Annotated in this window: 14 protein-coding genes and 1 pseudogene; 9 read left to right on the top strand and 6 right to left on the bottom strand. The window is 58.0% G+C overall.

Annotated features, from left to right (window positions below; translation table 11 throughout):
* Positions 1-82: 82 nt before the first annotated feature.
* From LLF79_RS14220 to LLF79_RS14210, 3 genes are all read left to right on the top strand, one after another.
* Complete coding sequence (locus LLF79_RS14220) at positions 83-622, top strand: thioredoxin fold domain-containing protein (protein WP_008502459.1); 540 nt, start codon at positions 83-85, stop codon at positions 620-622.
* A 174-nt stretch (positions 623-796) separates the two neighbouring features.
* Entirely contained in the window at positions 797-1,171 is a 375-nt protein-coding gene (gene asr, locus LLF79_RS14215; RefSeq protein WP_021241183.1) for an acid resistance repetitive basic protein Asr, read from the top strand.
* A 279-nt stretch (positions 1,172-1,450) separates the two neighbouring features.
* Positions 1,451-2,272, top strand: coding sequence for a serine protease (locus LLF79_RS14210; RefSeq protein WP_008502460.1), 822 nt, complete (start codon positions 1,451-1,453; stop codon positions 2,270-2,272).
* A 1-nt stretch (position 2,273) separates the two neighbouring features.
* Here the strand turns inward: LLF79_RS14210 and LLF79_RS14205 are convergent, their stop codons facing one another.
* The 3 genes from LLF79_RS14205 to mdtJ form a co-directional block, all read right to left on the bottom strand.
* A complete protein-coding gene (locus LLF79_RS14205) occupies positions 2,274-4,436 on the bottom strand; it encodes a bifunctional diguanylate cyclase/phosphodiesterase (RefSeq protein ID WP_227879709.1) in 2,163 nt (720 codons plus the stop codon).
* An 84-nt stretch (positions 4,437-4,520) separates the two neighbouring features.
* The gene (gene mdtI, locus LLF79_RS14200) at positions 4,521-4,850 is read right to left on the bottom strand and encodes a multidrug/spermidine efflux SMR transporter subunit MdtI (RefSeq protein ID WP_008502462.1); all 330 of its coding nucleotides are present in this window, start codon (positions 4,848-4,850) and stop codon (positions 4,521-4,523) included.
* A complete protein-coding gene (gene mdtJ, locus LLF79_RS14195; RefSeq protein ID WP_008502463.1) occupies positions 4,837-5,199 on the bottom strand; it encodes a multidrug/spermidine efflux SMR transporter subunit MdtJ in 363 nt (120 codons plus the stop codon). The genes mdtI and mdtJ overlap by 14 nt, the downstream gene beginning before the upstream one ends.
* A 421-nt stretch (positions 5,200-5,620) precedes the next feature.
* Between mdtJ and LLF79_RS14190 the strand changes: the two genes are divergently transcribed.
* Positions 5,621-6,655 (top strand): AI-2E family transporter, encoded by a 1,035-nt coding sequence (locus LLF79_RS14190; RefSeq protein WP_063435698.1) that lies wholly within the window; start codon positions 5,621-5,623, stop codon positions 6,653-6,655.
* 3 nt (positions 6,656-6,658) lie between these two features.
* Here the strand turns inward: LLF79_RS14190 and LLF79_RS14185 are convergent, their stop codons facing one another.
* Positions 6,659-7,606 (bottom strand): zinc-dependent alcohol dehydrogenase family protein, encoded by a 948-nt coding sequence (locus LLF79_RS14185; protein WP_227879708.1) that lies wholly within the window; start codon positions 7,604-7,606, stop codon positions 6,659-6,661.
* A gap of 25 nt (positions 7,607-7,631) precedes the next feature.
* On the bottom strand, positions 7,632-8,657 hold the full coding sequence (locus tag LLF79_RS14180) for an LLM class flavin-dependent oxidoreductase (protein WP_008500518.1): 1,026 nt from the start codon (positions 8,655-8,657) through the stop codon (positions 7,632-7,634).
* A gap of 178 nt (positions 8,658-8,835) precedes the next feature.
* Between LLF79_RS14180 and yajD the strand changes: the two genes are divergently transcribed.
* Entirely contained in the window at positions 8,836-9,183 is a 348-nt protein-coding gene (yajD, locus tag LLF79_RS14175) for an HNH nuclease YajD (protein WP_003857471.1), read from the top strand.
* A 37-nt stretch (positions 9,184-9,220) separates the two neighbouring features.
* Here the strand turns inward: yajD and LLF79_RS14170 are convergent, their stop codons facing one another.
* Positions 9,221-10,006 carry a MipA/OmpV family protein gene (locus LLF79_RS14170; protein ID WP_227879706.1) on the bottom strand — a complete coding sequence of 262 codons (786 nt, stop codon included), beginning with the start codon at positions 10,004-10,006 and terminating at the stop codon, positions 9,221-9,223.
* A gap of 124 nt (positions 10,007-10,130) precedes the next feature.
* Between LLF79_RS14170 and LLF79_RS14165 the strand changes: the two genes are divergently transcribed.
* The 4 genes and pseudogenes from LLF79_RS14165 (at position 10,131) to LLF79_RS14150 (ending at position 16,320) form a co-directional block, all read left to right on the top strand.
* Positions 10,131-10,826, top strand: coding sequence for a response regulator (locus tag LLF79_RS14165; protein ID WP_008500520.1), 696 nt, complete (start codon positions 10,131-10,133; stop codon positions 10,824-10,826).
* Positions 10,823-12,019 (top strand): annotated as a pseudogene (locus tag LLF79_RS14160) (sensor histidine kinase). The gene LLF79_RS14165 and the pseudogene LLF79_RS14160 overlap by 4 nt, the downstream one beginning before the upstream one ends.
* Positions 12,020-12,097: 78 nt before the next feature.
* Positions 12,098-13,246 carry an efflux RND transporter periplasmic adaptor subunit gene (locus tag LLF79_RS14155; RefSeq protein WP_227879703.1) on the top strand — a complete coding sequence of 383 codons (1,149 nt, stop codon included), beginning with the start codon at positions 12,098-12,100 and terminating at the stop codon, positions 13,244-13,246.
* Entirely contained in the window at positions 13,243-16,320 is a 3,078-nt protein-coding gene (locus tag LLF79_RS14150; RefSeq protein WP_227879701.1) for an efflux RND transporter permease subunit, read from the top strand. Before LLF79_RS14155 ends, LLF79_RS14150 begins: the two co-directional genes overlap by 4 nt.
* Positions 16,321-16,322: the final 2 nt, after the last annotated feature.

The following is a 16,322-nucleotide window of genomic DNA, read 5'->3' as shown; positions in this document are numbered from 1 at the left end:
GATTGCGCCGGGTGTATGAATGCGTGTCCTTCCGACACAATTAGACTGCTATCAGGCCAGGATTAAAAAAATAAAGGGATCAATGATGAAAGGCATAATGAAAACGGTGTTAGCGATTCTGTGTGCGACCAGTTTAAGTACTTTCGCAGCCACGGATAATACCCCGCAAGACGCGTTCAACGATATTACCCGCTCTCTTGCAGACCTCCAGCCCATCACGTTTCAGGCTCCCGCTGAAAAATATAAGCTGCTGGTGTTTATTGATAATCAGTGCATTTACTGCAGCAATGTAGTGAAAAACGTTAAGCAATATACGGATGCCGGTTTGACGATGTCGTTTCTGACCGTTGCGCCCAGCGCCATTCGCGACTCGGTAATTGAAGATATGGGGCGCGTCTGGTGTTCAGCCGATAAGGTCAAAAGCCTGCAACAAGCGATGGCGGGATTTTTACCGAATAACGACACCACGACAGCGTGCTCCGATCTGATCGCGCGGCAATCTGCACTGGCAGAACGTTTGGGCATTAGCGTCACCCCGGTAATGGTGGTTATTGAGCCTGAATCACGGTCGATTATAGGCAGTCAGTCTCCGGCGGCTATTCTGGCCACACTGAAAAGATAACAGAGACCTGTACGAGCAGCGGCGTTTGGTCTGTTCGTACACTTTTCTCCCCTCTGTACATTCCGTTACACGCCGATACCAATCACTCACGGAAACCCCGAATTTACAGGGATATAGTTATTTCAACGGCCCCGCAGTGGGGTTAAATGAAAAACCAAATTCGAGGGTATGAACATGAAAAAAGTATTAGCTCTGGTTGTTGCCGCTGCTATGGGTCTGTCTTCTGCTGCGTTCGCTGCTGAAACCACTGCTGCACCGGCTGCTGCGGCACCTGCTGCAACGACCACCGCGGCGCCAGCAAAAACTGTCCATCACAAGAAACATCATAAAGCCGCTAAACCGGCTGCAGAGCAAAAAGCCCAGGCCGCTAAAAAGCACCACAAAAAAGCGACCAAACCAGCTGCAGAGCAGAAAGCCCAGGCTGCTAAAAAGCACCACAAAAAAGCGACCAAACCGGCTGTAGAGCAGAAAGCCCAGGCTGCTAAAAAGCATCACAAAAAAGCAGTAAAACACGAAGCTGCTAAACCAGCTGCACAGCCAGCTGCGTAAGAGTACAAGCTAAACCGTGCCCTTCGGGGCACGTTGGTAAACCGGCGCTGAACCGGAACAGGTTCCGCGCCGTTTTTTTTATCCGGAGGGCGTATGCTGCGGCGCTATCGGTTTGAGCTGATTCTGATCCTGCTTATTTTATGCGCGCTCATCGCCAGCCATTTTTATCTTTCCTGAATGTAGCACGCTGATTTTACTCCCACTTTAGCGCTGTCCCGTCTATAGTATTTTCATAGGGTTCACTTTTAATAATCATAATTACCCCCACCAGAGTGAGATATGCGTAAATCTGTTGTGTTGTTACTGGGAACGTTTGGTCTTTTTTCTGGATTCTCACATGCGGATGATGGCGGTGATGACACCATTAGCGCGAAAGAGCTAAAGACGCTTTTTTTCAATCATGACGACCGTACGCGCGTCGCCGATCCCACCCAAGCGCCCTGGGATGCTATAGGTCAACTGGAAACCGCCAGCGGTAACTTATGTACTGCGACGCTGATCACCCCTCAGCTTGCCCTGACGGCAGGCCACTGTCTGTTAACGCCGCCAAACGGCAAGCCGGATAAAGCGGTGGCCTTGCGGTTTGTGTCGCAAAAAGGCACCTGGCGCTATGAAATCCACGGCATTGAAGGCCGGGTCGATCCGTCTCTCGGCAAACGGCTGAAACCGGATGGTGACGGCTGGATCGTGCCACCGGCGGCCGCCTCATGGGACTTTGGCCTGATCGTTTTACGCTACCCCCCTTCCGGCATTACGCCGCTGCCGTTATTTGACGGCGATAAAGACGCACTCACCGCCGCGCTGAAAGCCGCCGACCGGAAGGTGACGCAGTCCGGCTATCCAGTCGACCATCTGGATACCCTTTACACCCACACCGACTGTATTGTGACGGGCTGGGCGCAAACCAGCGTACTCTCGCACCAGTGTGATACGTTGCCGGGCGACAGTGGTTCACCGCTGATGCTGAAAACAGATAACGGCTGGCAGTTGATTGGCGTGCAGAGCTCTGCACCGGCGGCGAAAGATCGCTGGCGGGCCGATAACCGGGCCTTGTCCGTCACCGGTTTTCGCGACAAGCTGGAAGCGCTGGCGCAGCAGTAAATCAGCATCGTCTGACCTGATGTAACGCCCTGATTGACTCAATCGGCATCGGCTGGCTGAACCAGAAACCCTGCAGTTGATCGCAGCCAGCCAGCCGCAGCAGTTTCATTTGTCTTTCGGTTTCGACCCCTTCGGCGACCACCGCCATCCCCAGCGCGTTGGCGATCCGCACCGTGCCGCTCACCAGCGCGGCCGCCTGTTCATCGTGGTCCACCAGCCCGGCCAGGGATTTATCAATCTTGATGGTGTCGAAGTTAAAACGCCGTAAATAGCCAATGCTGGAATAGCCGGTGCCAAAGTCATCCAGCGCCACCGCGGTGCCCAGCGCTTTAAGATTGGCTATCGCCATACGGGCACGCTCCGGATTTTCCAGCACATAAGACTCCGTGACCTCCAGCTGCAGTCGGTTGGCAGGAAAATGGGTGGTCTCCAGCACGCTGGCCACTTTGTCTTCGAAGGCGGGATCGCGGAATTGTGCGGGAGAAATATTAACGGAAAGCGTTAAGTCACCGTATGGCTGGAGATCCTGACAGGCGCGCTGCAACACAAACTGGCCCAGTTTGTAAATCAGGCCGCTGGTCTCCGCGATGGCGATGAAGGTATCCGGGCCCAGCGGCCCTTCCGGGCGACGCGGCCAGCGGACTAACGCTTCGACGCTGCGCATTTTCTGGCTGCGGGCGTCAATAATCGGCTGATACCAGACCTCAAACTCATCGCGCTCCAGACCATTACGGATCTGATTTTCAATCGCCAGCTTGCGCTCACGGGCGCTGTTCAGCTCGGCGTCGTAGTGGGTGATACGCCCTTTCCCGCTCATTTTGGCATGGTACATGGCAATATCGGCGCGACGAAACAGCTCGGAACTGGTGCATTCAATCAGGGTTCCGCTGGCGATCCCGATACTGGCCCCGATATGGATGGTGCGTTCCCCCAGCTGAATCGGGGCGGAGAGAGAATCCAGCACCGACACGGCAAAAGCGGTGGCCTGTGACTCTGCCTTATCACCGCCGATTGTCATGGCAAACTCATCCCCGCCCATACGCGCCAGCATTCCCCCCGGCGGCACGCGTTCACTCAGCGTTTTCGCAATCGCCACGATGAGATCGTCACCCACGCTGTGGCCGTAGATGTCATTCACGTCTTTAAAGCCATCCAGATCGATAAACACCACGCTTTTGACGTCGATATCTCCGCGTAAGCTCACCCGATCCAGCGCCTCGATGAGCGCTCGCCGGTTCGGCAGATGGCTTAGCCAGTCCGTTCTGGCCACCAGACGTGCCTGGCTTTCTCCGCGCGCAAGCTTGTACAGCCCCACGCTGCTCACCAGAATAAAGAGCAGGATCAGGGCCGATGCCAGCACGACAATCTGGGTGATATCAGAGGATGCCGCCCGGGCGGCCTGCGCTCCCGGAAGCCGTGCCTGCCAGTTAAGATAGCCCAGCAGCTCCCCTGCCGAACTGCGCAGCGGCATACTCAGCTCGTTAATTTTATCCGGCGTAAAGTGCAGGTTATCGATCTGAAAGGTCGACCCCAGGTCGGATAAAATTCTGGCGTTCAGATGACGGGTGATTACCAGATAGCGGCGCGTTCCGTCGGTAACCTGTAATCTTCCGACCATCGGGCGAATCAGCCCAATACCCACAAAGGCGACGCCGCTTCGCGTTTTGCTGATCCCGGCATAGATATTTTTATCGCCTGATAAGGCGCGCGCGTGCTGAGCAATAAGCGCCTTCAGCCCCTTACCGAAAAAATCGAGATTCGTCTCCTGAAATGGCTGACTTTGAAACGATCCCCAGATGACGTTGAAATGCTCATCAAGCACGAAGGTGCCATCATAGAGGTTGTTGATTTTAAAGCCGGCGCCCCAGGTGTTATACAACCAGTTGGTATCGAGCGTGGGACGGTAGGCCTCCCGCACCGCATCGTCCCAGACGGCGTTATCCAGCACCAGCGAGGAGACGCGGTTGACCGATGTCTGGATGGCCCCCTGCACGGAAAGCGCCGCGCGGTGTTCATCAATTTCATTGGTTTTGGTGCTGATAAGATGCAGGGAAAGATAGAGGAGTGCGACGACGGAGATGATTAAGCCGATGCCCGCCATAAAGACCATGGCAAACAACGTTCTCGCGGTGGGAATATTGCGCCAGCTTAATGTGCGATACATCCGCCATCCTCTTCAGGGTTTTGCTTTTCTAAGCGTAATACAGGCAGCGAATTTCGCTGCCTGTAAAGGATGGCTTTATGAGCGTCAGGCGAGTTTTATCATAATCATACCGGCAAGCAGCAAGATGAGTCCCATCCAGCCCTTGTTATTTAAACGCTGACCGAAGAGCACCCAGCCTGCGGCCAGCGTGGCGGCGATACCAAAACCGCCCCACAGCGCATAGGCCACCGACAGGTCAATCCCTTTTACCGCCTGGGACAGCGCGCTGAACGCGCCCAGAACCGCGGCAATCGACATCAGGCCGTAGAGCTTACGGCGAAAACCATCGGAGAATTTCAGCAGAACGTTCGCCAGAATTTCCAGCACGATGGCGAACCCCAGCCAGGCCGCATGAACCCACTCAAACTGTTGCATGGTTCTGCTCCTTCTGCACTTTAGACGGCTTACGGGTACCTGATTTAATCAGCACAATACCCGCGACCAGCGTCGTTAATCCGGCGACCTTCATTGTTGTTAATGTTTCGTCAAATATCAGAACGCTGAACAGCGTAATCAACAAAATACCGATCCCTTCCCACAGGGCATACGCGACGCCCAGCGCAATTTTTTTCACCGCAAATGAGAGGAAAATATAAGAAAGCGAAATCATCACCAGCATCAAAATAAAACCAGTATTGCCATCGCTGACGCTTGCCCACTTCATCGACAGCGTGCCGGTAATTTCAGCAATAATAGCCAGTGCTAATAAAATCCAGTAAAACATCTTTTTCTCCTGCTTGAGAATATAATCCATCGTGGCCCGCTGCGTGCAGCAAACCCAAAAATACGAATTGAAATCAGTCAGCTAAGCGCTTAGCGCCAGCTCAGGCAGAAGAAATGACTAGAGTGCGGTGCGCCAGTGTTGCTCACCAGAAAGCAGGCAGAAAGAGGTGGAGTATACAGCAGTATTGTTTGAAGAGTACGTCCTGAACATATTGTCCATAAAATTACAATTATCCGCGTTGTTGCTTCTCGTCTTTGCGGATGAAAATTGTCCTCGGTAGTTAAACACACCGAATTTGTACCATAAGCCAGGATTTTACTCAAAGTCTTTGCAATTCTTTACCCACCCCGTTTGATTTTGGTTAGTTTATTGCAACGCCTTTCGCCTTTATTATAAAAATAACGAAAATTGCGGAGTCACCATGGCTAAACCCATCATTACCCTGAACGGGTTAAAAATTGTCATCATGCTGGGCATGCTGGTGATCATATTGACAGGCGTGCGCTTTGCCGCCGACATTATTGTGCCCTTTATTCTGGCCCTGTTTATTGCGGTGATCCTCAACCCGCTGGTGCAGCGCATGGCGCGGCTGCGCATCCCGCGCGTGCTGGCCATCACGCTGCTTATCAGCATCATTATTGTGGCGATGGTGCTGCTGGTCGCTTATCTGGGGACCTCGCTCAATGAACTGGCGCGAACGCTGCCGAAATATCGCTCTTCGCTGGCGATCCCCCTGCTGCAGCTGGAGCCCTGGCTGCAGCGCGCGGGGATCGAAGTCTCGGTTGAGGAACTCCTGAAATATATCGACCCCAATGCGGCGATGACGATCGTCACCAGCCTGCTGACGCAGCTTTCCAACGCCATGACCTCCATTTTCCTGCTGTTCTTAACGGTGGTGTTCATGCTGCTGGAGGTGCCCCAGCTGCCGGCAAAGCTGCAGCAGATCATGGTCCGTCCGGTTGAAGGAATGGGGGCGATTCAACGCGCGCTGGACAGCGTTTCCCGCTATCTGGTGCTGAAAACCGCCATTAGCCTGGTGACGGGCGTTGTCGTCTGGGTGATGCTTCTGGCGCTGGACGTCCGCTTCGCGTTCGTCTGGGGGTTACTGGCGTTTGCGCTTAACTACATTCCCAACATCGGCTCCGTGCTGGCGGCGATCCCCCCTATCCTTCAGGTGCTGGTTTTCAGCGGGCTTTATGACGCGCTGATCCTGCTGGCCGGATACCTGGTCATCAATCTGGTGTTCGGTAACATACTGGAACCGCGCATGATGGGCCGGGGCCTGGGGCTGTCCACGCTGGTGGTCTTTTTGTCCCTGATATTCTGGGGCTGGCTGCTCGGGCCCGTTGGGATGCTGCTCTCCGTTCCGCTCACCATCATCGTCAAGATTGGTCTGGAGCAGACGGCGGGCGGGCAAAGTATCGCCGTGCTGCTGAGCGATATGAGTCATAAATAGCCGTCATTCCGCCATCGACAGGAGGGGCTTGCGGGTCCTTCCACCTTCACGATAAGCGCTGAGCGCCCTTCGCCACTCCGCCAGCGGGTACACCGTAACGTCGCTGTACTCACTGTCGGGCAACCTCAGCCAGATGCGATCGAACTCCGCGCGCCACGCCTCAACGCTGAGCGCATCCAGACCGTTTCGGATATGGAACCACGCCACGCGCGGCGCAGGCCGCCGCTGTGTGAAGGCTTGCCCGGACAGCAGCCCGTAGCAAACAAACATGCCCGGCTCGGGCATCACGCTGAGGATCGCTTCCGCAAGCGGCCCGCCGGTGGCATCGTAGACGATATCGCTGCGTGCGGCGACGGCGCCGATTCTGTGCGCGTCATGCTGCGCGACAGGCGTGATCCCCATCGCCTCCAGCCGTTCAGCATGCACGGCGGAACGGTGAATGCCGTACACCGCTTCCGCCCCCGCCTGACGCGCCCACTGCCCCAGCAGGATGGCGCAATCGGATCCCGCAGCCGTGAGCAAGACCCGCTTTCCGCGCGGCGGGTAGCGGGCCAGCATCATCTGCGCCGCCAGCGGGTTGATGTAGGCCCGCGCGGCCAGGCGCGAGTCGACAGCGTCTGGAACGGGTATCGTATACTCTGCCGGGCAGTCCACATAGCGCTGCCAGGTGCCCTGACCGCGCAGCGGCAGGACGCGCTTACCCACCAGATGCTTAAACGAGGCGGGCGCCCCGGTGACAACCCCGACACCTTCATACCCCGCGACGGCGGGTAACGGGGTTCGGTGGCGATAGGCGCCGGTGATGGGGATAAGATCGGACGCGTTGACCGGAGAAAACAGCATCCGCACGCGGAGCTGTCCGGGCGCAAGCGCGCCCAGCGGCGCGTTTTCAGGTTGCAGAACAGATTCTGGCTCGCCAAACCGGCGATACCAGAGGGCCAGATTTTCCATTACGATCTCAAGGCTGATAGCGGAACTACTCGCGCCAGCCCATTGCCGGTGCGACATGTTTGAGAATAGACTCAATCACGTGCGCATTATAATCCACCCCCAGCTGGTTCGGTACGGTCAGTAAGAGCGTATCCGCCTCGGCAATCGCCTCGTCTTTTTTCAGCTGTTCAACCAGCTTGTCCGGCTCCGCGGCATAGCTGCGCCCGAAGATGGCGCGCGTTTTCTCATCAAGATAACCCACGCTATCGCTGTCGTTGCGGCTGGCACCGAAATACATCCGGTCACGGTCGTCCATCAGCGCAAAAATACTGCGGCTAACCGACACGCGCGGCTCGCGCGTATGCCCTGCGTCTTTCCAGGCCTGACGGTACGCGCGGATCTGTTTTGCCTGCTGAATGTGGAACGGCTCGCCGGTTTCATCGTCCTTCAGCGTTGAGCTTTGCAGGTTCATGCCCAGTTTTGCCGCCCATACCGCCGTCGCATTAGAACCCGCGCCCCACCAGATACGCTCGCGCAGCCCTTCTGAATAAGGCTCCAGACGCAGCAACCCCGGTGGATTGGGGAACATTGGCTGTGGGTTCGGTTTGGCAAACCCTTCCCCACGCAGCACCTCAAGCAGCACCTCGGTATGACGACGCGCCATATCCGACTCGTTTTCCCCTTCCTGCGGGACATAGCCGAAATGCCGCCAGCCATCAATAACCTGCTCCGGTGAGCCCCGGCTGATGCCCAGTTGCAGGCGACCGCCGGAAATCAGATCCGCCGCGCCCGCATCTTCGGCCATGTACATCGGATTTTCATAGCGCATGTCGATTACGCCGGTGCCAATTTCGATGGTTTTTGTTTTTGCCCCTATAGCGGCCAGCAGAGGGAACGGCGAGCTAAGCTGTCGGGCGAAGTGGTGCACGCGGAAATAGGCGCCGTCTGCCCCCAGCTCTTCAGCCGCCACGGCTAAATCGATGGACTGCAGCAGCGTATCGGCCGCCGAGCGCGTGCCGGACTGCGGTGAAGGCGTCCAGTGACCAAAGGATAAAAATCCGATCTTTTTCATAACCCTGTGTCCTGATAATGCGTTGCGTTCTGTCCACTTTACGCATTACCCGGTAAGAATAAATGCCGTTTATTTAACGGAATGGTTCAAATAAATTGACATAACTGACGGGTTCGTCACGACGCAATGTTATGGGATATACTCTTCCCCACTCTTTTCATGGCAGGTAAAACCGGCAATGGCTTTGATCCCCAAAAACTACGCGCGGCTGGAAAGCGGCTATCGCGAAAAAGCATTAAAAATTTATCCCTGGGTGTGTGGACGCTGCTCGCGCGAGTTTGTCTATTCCAATCTGCGTGAACTCACGGTTCACCATATCGATCACGACCATACCAACAACCCGGAAGATGGCAGCAACTGGGAGCTGTTGTGCCTGTTTTGCCACGATCATGAGCATTCGAAATACACCGAAGCGGATCAGTACGGCACCACCGTGGTGGCCGGGGAAGACGCGCAAAAAGACGTGGGCGTCGCCACGTTTAACCCGTTTGCCGATTTAAAGGCGATGATGGATAAGAAGAAGTAATCCTCTCGCCCCCTCGCTCACATCATGATCCGCGAATTTAGAATGTCCAGGTGATAGCGGCGGTTGCAGACCCCTCATTACGCCGCATCACGATCGGGCTTTGATTGGCATGGTCGCCAAGCCAGGTATAGTCCGCGCTGAGGACAGTTCCCCAGTGAGCATCGAACTGATGGCTCCAGGTCAGGCTGGTGTCGACGCCGTAAAATCCACCCGGCGCAGCATAGCGGCGATAGCCGGTGCGGCGGCTCTGCTGCTCACTGACCCCATACCAGGTATTCAGGTAACGGCTGTCGCCAAACAGGGCCGCAGACTGAAAGGCTATCGTGTCCTGGTTATTTTGTACCGGGATCAGCGTAACGGAGGCCTGATAGCTTGCCCCCTGACTGTCGGTTAACGGCAGCGTCGCTTTGCCTTCCATGCTCAGCCATGGCGCAGCCTGCCAGCCCACGGCAAGGCCGGTATTCAGGGTGGCATCAATATCCTCCATCCCTTTCAGGTTGTTTGCCCCCTCGCGCCAGCCAGAATTTTTATCAGCCCTTCCGGGATCGTCGCCCAGCGTGTGTTCGAAATACCAGCCGCTGTCGTTTTGCAGGTCATATCCCACCCCTTTTTGTGCATCAACAAAGAAAGCGCCTTTGCGTCCCTGCAGCACAGGAACCACCTGCCACACCTGCTTGTCTGAGCCTGAGTAACGCGGGGCATATTGCCCTCCCAGCCCGACGGTTAAGGAATCAGACGCGGTGTCATCATCCGCCTGCGCGGCGGATGCCACGACCATCAGAAGCGGGACGGACATATACAGGACTTTTTTTATCGCTATCATACTGCTCTCCTTACAGACGCTGGCGTCTCCTGAGACAGGAACAGCCACACAATGTTGGCGCAGTATGATTTGGCTGAATCAATGAATCGTCGGGATAGTGTTAAGAAATGGTCAAGGTGAACGGATGTTATCCAGAAGAGTGCTGATTATTGAAGATGACGCCGATGCGGCTGGCGTGCTCGAAGCCTATTTACGGCGTGAAAATTACGACGTGACCATTACCGGAGACGGTCTTTCCGGGCTGGATATGGCGCAGCGGTGGAAGCCCGACCTCATCCTGCTGGACGTAATGCTGCCGGGACTTAACGGCACCGAGGTGCTGGCGGGCCTGCGTCGTAAAAGCGATGTGCCGGTGATCATGGTCACGGCCATGGGGGATACTCCCGATCGCATTGGCGCCCTGCGCTACGGTGCCGATGATTACGTGGTGAAGCCTTATCATCCGGGCGAAGTGGTGGCGCGGGTGCAGGCGGTGCTGCGGCGCAGCAGTAAAAAAGAGACAGAGGAAAAGATCCTTCGCTGGCAAACGCTGGCGGTGGATGTCGCCGCCATTGTGGCGTGCGTGGACAACGGCGACGACGCGCCTGTGATGCTCGATCTTACGCCAACGGAATTCTCGCTTCTGGCAACGCTGCTGCGCTCGCCTGCGCACCCGTTCTCCCGCCAGTATTTACTGGAACACTGCTTGCCGGAAAGCGAGGCGCTGGAGCGCGTGGTGGACACCCATATTTATAACCTGCGTAAAAAACTCGAAGCGGTGGGTATTTCCGGCGTGCTGATCAACGTGCGCGGCGTGGGTTACAGGTTCAGACAGCCATGATAAAAAACCGGCACGCCTCTCTGTGGCGCTGGATTTGCGCGCGCATTTTAGCGCTGGCCATCGGCAGCGTGATCGTCATTGCCACCTGCATGTGGCTGCGCTATGCGGTCCAGAACTACTGGATCATGGGCAGGATGCCGCCGGCAGTCCGGCAGGAGTTTCTTACGCTCAGCCAGAACCCGCAGGCCAATCCGGCCCGCTTCCACTCGATTGTGGATACCTGGTGGGGCCTGAGCTATTCCACACCGTCCATCGCCTCAGCGGACTGGGTCACGGTGGCCCTGCTGGTGCTGGTGATGATCCCGTTTATTGTGGTGATGGGGCTCAAACACGCCCGCCCGCTGGCGCTGCAGTTCAGCCGCCTTCGCGATGCGGCAAAGGATGTCGCCGAAGGGCAGTTTGGCCGTTAGGCAGAGCTCATCAAGGATGCACCGGCAGAAATGGTCAGCTTTGCGACCGACTTTAACTCCATGACGGGGCAACTGGCCCGCTATGAGAAAGAGCTCCGCGCCTCGCACGTCGCGATGGCGCACGAGCTGCGCTCGCCCCTGACGGCCGCCATCGGGCGTCTGCAGGGCATGCTAGACGGCGTGTTTGATGCCAGCCCGGCGCAGCTGGGCATGGTGATGAAACAGCTCCAGCACCTCAACCGCCTCACCGACGAGCTCCACCTTCTCTCTTTGGCAGACGCGGGTAACCTTGTGCTGGAGGATCAGCCGTTCTGTCTGGATGAGCTGATTCAGGAGCGGGCTGCCTGGATCATGCCCCAGGCGGATGCGCATCATTTCAGGATAACGCTGTGTAACCCGCACACCAGCCCCTTCCGGGGCGATGCGTTCCGTATGGGGCAGGTCGTTACCATCCTCATGGAAAATGCGCTACGTTACGGACGCGAAGGCGGCCACCTTGAGGTGGCGCTGCATTACGCCAGCGGGCATTACATCCTCGAATTCACCGATGACGGGCCGGGCGTGTCGCCCCAGTTCTTACCGGAAATGTTTAAACGCTTTAGCCGCGAGGAGCAGTCCCGCGCGCGGCATTCCGGCGGCAGCGGCCTCGGTTTGTCCATCGCCCGGGCGATTTGCGAGGCGCATGGGGGTGAGATTAGCGCGTCATTACCGGAAACCGGCGGCCTTGCGGTGCGCATTTTGTTGCCCTGGCATCCGTCTGATAATGAAAATCTCCCCTCTTGATAAAGCCTTGACAGAACATCGAATCTTTCTCGACGTAGCGCGCATTTAATAACGCCATTCCCTTTATGGAGCGGCGTTATGTCAGACGAATTTTTTCTCTCCCTCCGCCACTGCCTGCATCATTTGTACGGCGTGGCGCGCACCTTTTCCTGGCTGCATTTTCTTCCCCTGGCCCTGCTCGCGCTGGCGATTTTTCCGCTGGCCGGCTGCGGTGATAAACACGAAAACAAACCTGACCCAGTGCGTAAGGTACGCTACGTCGTCGTTGGCTCCGCCCAATCCCTTCCCGCGCTGGAAAGAACCGGTGAGATCCATGCCCACGATGAAACGACCCTGAGCTTTCGCACCGGAGGCCGGATACTGACGCGTAGCGTTGATATTGGCGACCGGGTCACTGCCGGACAGCTGCTGGCCACGCTTGATAATACGACCGGGCAAAACCAGCTCGACAGCGCCGCGGCCGACTATGAAGGCGCCAAAGCCTCTGCCCAGGTCGCCGCGCTTAACGTCAGTCGCATGCAAAAGCTTATGCCAACGGGCGCGATAGCCCGCACGCAGCTCGACAGCGCCCGGGCTGACTGGCTTGTCGCCCGCGCGCGCTTAAAAAGCAGCGAGGCCGCATGGCGAAATGCCCGCGAAAGTCTCGGCTGGACGCGCCTGATCGCGCCGCAAGCGGGCGTCATCACGGCCGTGAGCGCCTCTGCGGGACAGGTTGTCAGCGACGGCCAGTCCGTGCTGACGCTGGCGACCGGGGAAGCCCGCGACGTGGCGTTTGATATTGCCGCGCCCGATGCGATCTCGCCTCTGGATAAGGCGGTTTTGCAGGTTTCCCTGCTCGGCGACCCGTCAGTACAGGCGTCTGCCCTGCTGCGGGATATCACCCCGCAGGCCGATCCTCAGACCCGCACGTGGCGCGTCAGAGCCACCCTGCAAAACCCGCCGGAGGCCATGGCGCTGGGCGCCAGCGTCACCGTGACGTTGCCCTCCGCCGCCCCGCACGGGTACGCGCTTCCCGCGTCAGCGCTGACTCGCGTCGGCGACAAACCGGCCGTTTTTGTCATTACCCCGCAGTCGCGGGCGCAGCTGCGCGTGGTGATACCCGTCGGCTATACGGCCTCCTCCGTCATGATTGCCTCCGGCCTTGAGCCAGGCGAGCGGGTGATTACGGCAGGCGTGAGCACATTACGATCCGGCGAGCCGGTGATGGCCGGAGAGGTTCAGCCATGAACACAGAACCGAAAGCGAAATTTAACCTCTCCGCCTGGGCGCTTAAGAACCAGCAGATGGTCAGCTTTTTCATGCTGCTGGTGATTGCGATGGGCGTGTTCTGCTATGAAAAGCTGCCGCGTAACGAAGATCCGGCATTCACTATCAAAACGGCCGTCGTCTCCGCGCAGTGGCCGGGAGCCTCCGTGACGGATACCACCCGCCTGCTGACCGATACGCTTGAAAAAAAGCTGCAGGAAACGCCCTGGCTGGACTATCTCGAAAGTGAAACCCGTGCCGGACGCACCGTTATCCACGTCAACCTCCGTGACGATACGCCCCCGCAACGCGTGCCCAATATCTGGTATCAGGTTCGCAAAAAAATGCAGGACATCGCGCCGTCCCTGCCCGAAGGGGTGCAGGGTCCTGCCGTGGATGACGAGTTTGACGACACGTTCGGCACAATTTACGCCTTTATTCCCGAAGGCTTCACGCTGCGGGAGGTGCGGGATCGCGCAGAGACAATACGGCGCGAGCTCATGTCCCTGCCGGATATGGGCAAAACCACCCTGCTGGGCGAACAGCAGGAGCAGTGGGTTCTCGCCTTTTCTCCGGCGCGCCTGGCCGGTATGGGGCTGGATATTCAGGACGTTGCCGACGCCCTCCGGGCGCAAAACGCCGTTGTCCCGGCAGGAACGATGCGTACCGGGCAGGAGAACATGGCGATAAAGGTCAGCGGGGCGCTCACTACCGAAGAGAGTTTGCGCGCCGTCACGCTGCACGTTAACAATCGCTATATTCCGCTGACCGACATTGCCACCGTCACCCGGGAAATCGCCGAGCCACCGGCCCCGGCCTACCGGGTGAACGGCAAACCGGCTATCGGGCTGGCGGTGTCGATGGCGCCGACAGGCAACATGCTGCGTTTCGGTGCTGCGCTGAACGCAAAAATGGCGGCCCTCAGCGCCGGGCTGCCGCACGGTATTGAGATGGTGAAAGTCGCCGATCAGTCAGCGGTGGTGAGTGAAGCGGTAAGCGGGTTTATCCGGGTACTTATCGAAGCCGTTGTTATCGTGCTGGCGGTTTCATTTGTCTCGCTGGGTTTGCGGGCCGGACTGGTGGTGGCGACGGCCATTCCGCTGGTGCTTGCCATGACGTTTGTCGGCATGATGCTCGCCGGCATCGGCCTTCAGCGTATCTCGCTCGGGGCGCTGATCATTGCCCTGGGCCTGCTGGTGGATGACGCCATGATCGCCGTCGAAACGATGGTCTCCCGACTGGAAGCGGGGGATTCCCGCCGACACGCGGCCACCTATGCATTCAAAACGACGGCCTTCCCGATGCTCACCGGTACTCTGGTCATGATTGCCGGTTTTATTCCCGTTGGTTTTGCGGCCTCCAGCGCCGGTGAATACTGCTTCTCCCTGTTTGCGGTGGTGCTCATCGCCCTGCTCTGCTCCTGGGCCGTCGCGATCCTGTTTTCGCCGCTAACGGGCACGTGGCTGCTGCCGGAAAAAGTCAGACATCACGCGGCAGGACCGGGACGGATCGCGCGCGGGTATGGACGGCTTTTACGCCTGGCGCTCCGCCACCGGCTAGCTACCGTACTGATTGCGCTTGCCGCGCTGGGGCTGTCAGCGTACGGCACGACGTTTATGCAGGGCGAGTTTTTCCCCGCCTCGGACCGGCCCGAGTTGCTGGTCAGCCTGACGCTTCCGGCCAACGCGTCGCAGCCGGAAACCCTCAGAGAGGTGGAAAAGCTGGAAAAAGCGCTGGCCGACAACAGCAATATCGATCGCTTTTCGACGTACGTTGGCTCAGGCGCCATCCGTTTTTACCTGCCGATGGACGTGCTGCTGGAAAATGAAAATATCGCCCAGTTGGTTGTGGTCGCGAAGGATCTTGCGGCGCGGGATCGTCTGCACGCACAGCTCAACACGATCCTGGCGACGCAATTTAGCGACATCATCACGCGCGTGTCGCCCCTTGAGCTGGGGCCTCCCGTCGGCTGGCCCATCAAATACCGGGTGAGCGGGCCGGATTATCTGCAGGTCCGGGCGCTTGCGAACCGTCTCACGGACGCGATTGGCCGCTCCCCGTTCTCACGCGACGTTAACCAGACGGCCGGAGAGCCGGAGAGGGTCATCACCCTTAAGGTGAATCAGACGGCGGCCAGAGCGGCGGGAATATCGTCAGAAAGCCTCGCCCGCACGCTGAACACCGTCTGGTCCGGCAGCGTTGTCACGTCCATCAGAGATAATGACCGCCTTGTCGACGTGGTGCTCAGGGCCGAGGACAGCGCGCGCCAGAGCACCGCCACCCTCTCCTCACTCACGATTCAGGGGAATGACGGTAAAAAAATTCCGCTCAGCGCCGTCGCAACGCCGGTCTGGGGCGTGGACGATCCGGTCATCTGGCGCCGCCAGCGCGTGCCCTTTATCACGGTGCAAACCGACCTCGCCCCGGGGCTGAGGGCTGAAGCGGTATCCGCCGCGCTGCGTCCGATGGTGGATAAACTGCGCGCGAGCCTGCCCGCAGGTTACAGCATTGAAGAAGGCGGCGCGGTTGCCGAATCGGATAAGGGGAACAACTCCGTCTTTACCGTTCTTCCGGTAACGCTGGTCATCATGCTGTTGCTGCTGATGCTTCAGCTGCGGCGATATTCCCGGATGCTGCTGGCGCTCCTGATGGCCCCGTTTGGTTTACCGGGGATCGTGCTGGCTATGCTGCCTGGCGGCACGCCGATGGGGTTTGTCGCGCTGCTGGGCGTCATCGCCCTGGCGGGGATGATCGTGCGTAACGCGGTGATATTGATTAGCGAGGTTGACAGCAATCTTGCTCAGGGGATGGCAAACGATGCCGCGATTATGGCAGCGGCGGAGCACCGGGCCAGACCCATCTGTCTGACCGCCTGTGCCGCCATTCTGGGGATGATCCCCATCTCTCACCAGGTCTTCTGGGGCCCAATGGCCTATGCCATCATCGGCGGGCTGCTGGCTGCGACGCTGGTGACGCTGACCGTGTTACCCGCGTCGTTTAGCCTGCTGTTACAGTGGGGGGCTCAGCGCAAAGCCGCAGCCGACGGGCCGGGCTGAGT

The sequence above is a fragment of the Enterobacter cloacae complex sp. 2021EL-01169 genome (genome assembly GCF_020733125.1).
Classification (GTDB): Bacteria; Pseudomonadota; Gammaproteobacteria; order Enterobacterales; family Enterobacteriaceae; genus Enterobacter; species Enterobacter roggenkampii.
Note: the sequence above shows the minus strand (reverse complement) of the source record. Positions and strands in the feature narration are given on the sequence as shown.

What these genes read in the sequence shown, in the direction of transcription:
- LLF79_RS14220 (WP_008502459.1), top strand. Translation starts at nt 83, where the DNA reads ATGATGAAAGGCATAATGAAAACGGTGTTAGCGATTCTGTGTGCGACC.
- asr (WP_021241183.1), top strand. Translation starts at nt 797, where the DNA reads ATGAAAAAAGTATTAGCTCTGGTTGTTGCCGCTGCTATGGGTCTGTCT.
- LLF79_RS14210 (WP_008502460.1), top strand. Translation starts at nt 1,451, where the DNA reads ATGCGTAAATCTGTTGTGTTGTTACTGGGAACGTTTGGTCTTTTTTCT.
- LLF79_RS14205 (WP_227879709.1), bottom strand. Translation starts at nt 4,436, where the DNA reads ATGTATCGCACATTAAGCTGGCGCAATATTCCCACCGCGAGAACGTTG.
- mdtI (WP_008502462.1), bottom strand. Translation starts at nt 4,850, where the DNA reads ATGCAACAGTTTGAGTGGGTTCATGCGGCCTGGCTGGGGTTCGCCATC.
- mdtJ (WP_008502463.1), bottom strand. Translation starts at nt 5,199, where the DNA reads ATGTTTTACTGGATTTTATTAGCACTGGCTATTATTGCTGAAATTACC.
- LLF79_RS14190 (WP_063435698.1), top strand. Translation starts at nt 5,621, where the DNA reads ATGGCTAAACCCATCATTACCCTGAACGGGTTAAAAATTGTCATCATG.
- LLF79_RS14185 (WP_227879708.1), bottom strand. Translation starts at nt 7,606, where the DNA reads ATGGAAAATCTGGCCCTCTGGTATCGCCGGTTTGGCGAGCCAGAATCT.
- LLF79_RS14180 (WP_008500518.1), bottom strand. Translation starts at nt 8,657, where the DNA reads ATGAAAAAGATCGGATTTTTATCCTTTGGTCACTGGACGCCTTCACCG.
- yajD (WP_003857471.1), top strand. Translation starts at nt 8,836, where the DNA reads ATGGCTTTGATCCCCAAAAACTACGCGCGGCTGGAAAGCGGCTATCGC.
- LLF79_RS14170 (WP_227879706.1), bottom strand. Translation starts at nt 10,006, where the DNA reads ATGATAGCGATAAAAAAAGTCCTGTATATGTCCGTCCCGCTTCTGATG.
- LLF79_RS14165 (WP_008500520.1), top strand. Translation starts at nt 10,131, where the DNA reads ATGTTATCCAGAAGAGTGCTGATTATTGAAGATGACGCCGATGCGGCT.
- LLF79_RS14155 (WP_227879703.1), top strand. Translation starts at nt 12,098, where the DNA reads ATGTCAGACGAATTTTTTCTCTCCCTCCGCCACTGCCTGCATCATTTG.
- LLF79_RS14150 (WP_227879701.1), top strand. Translation starts at nt 13,243, where the DNA reads ATGAACACAGAACCGAAAGCGAAATTTAACCTCTCCGCCTGGGCGCTT.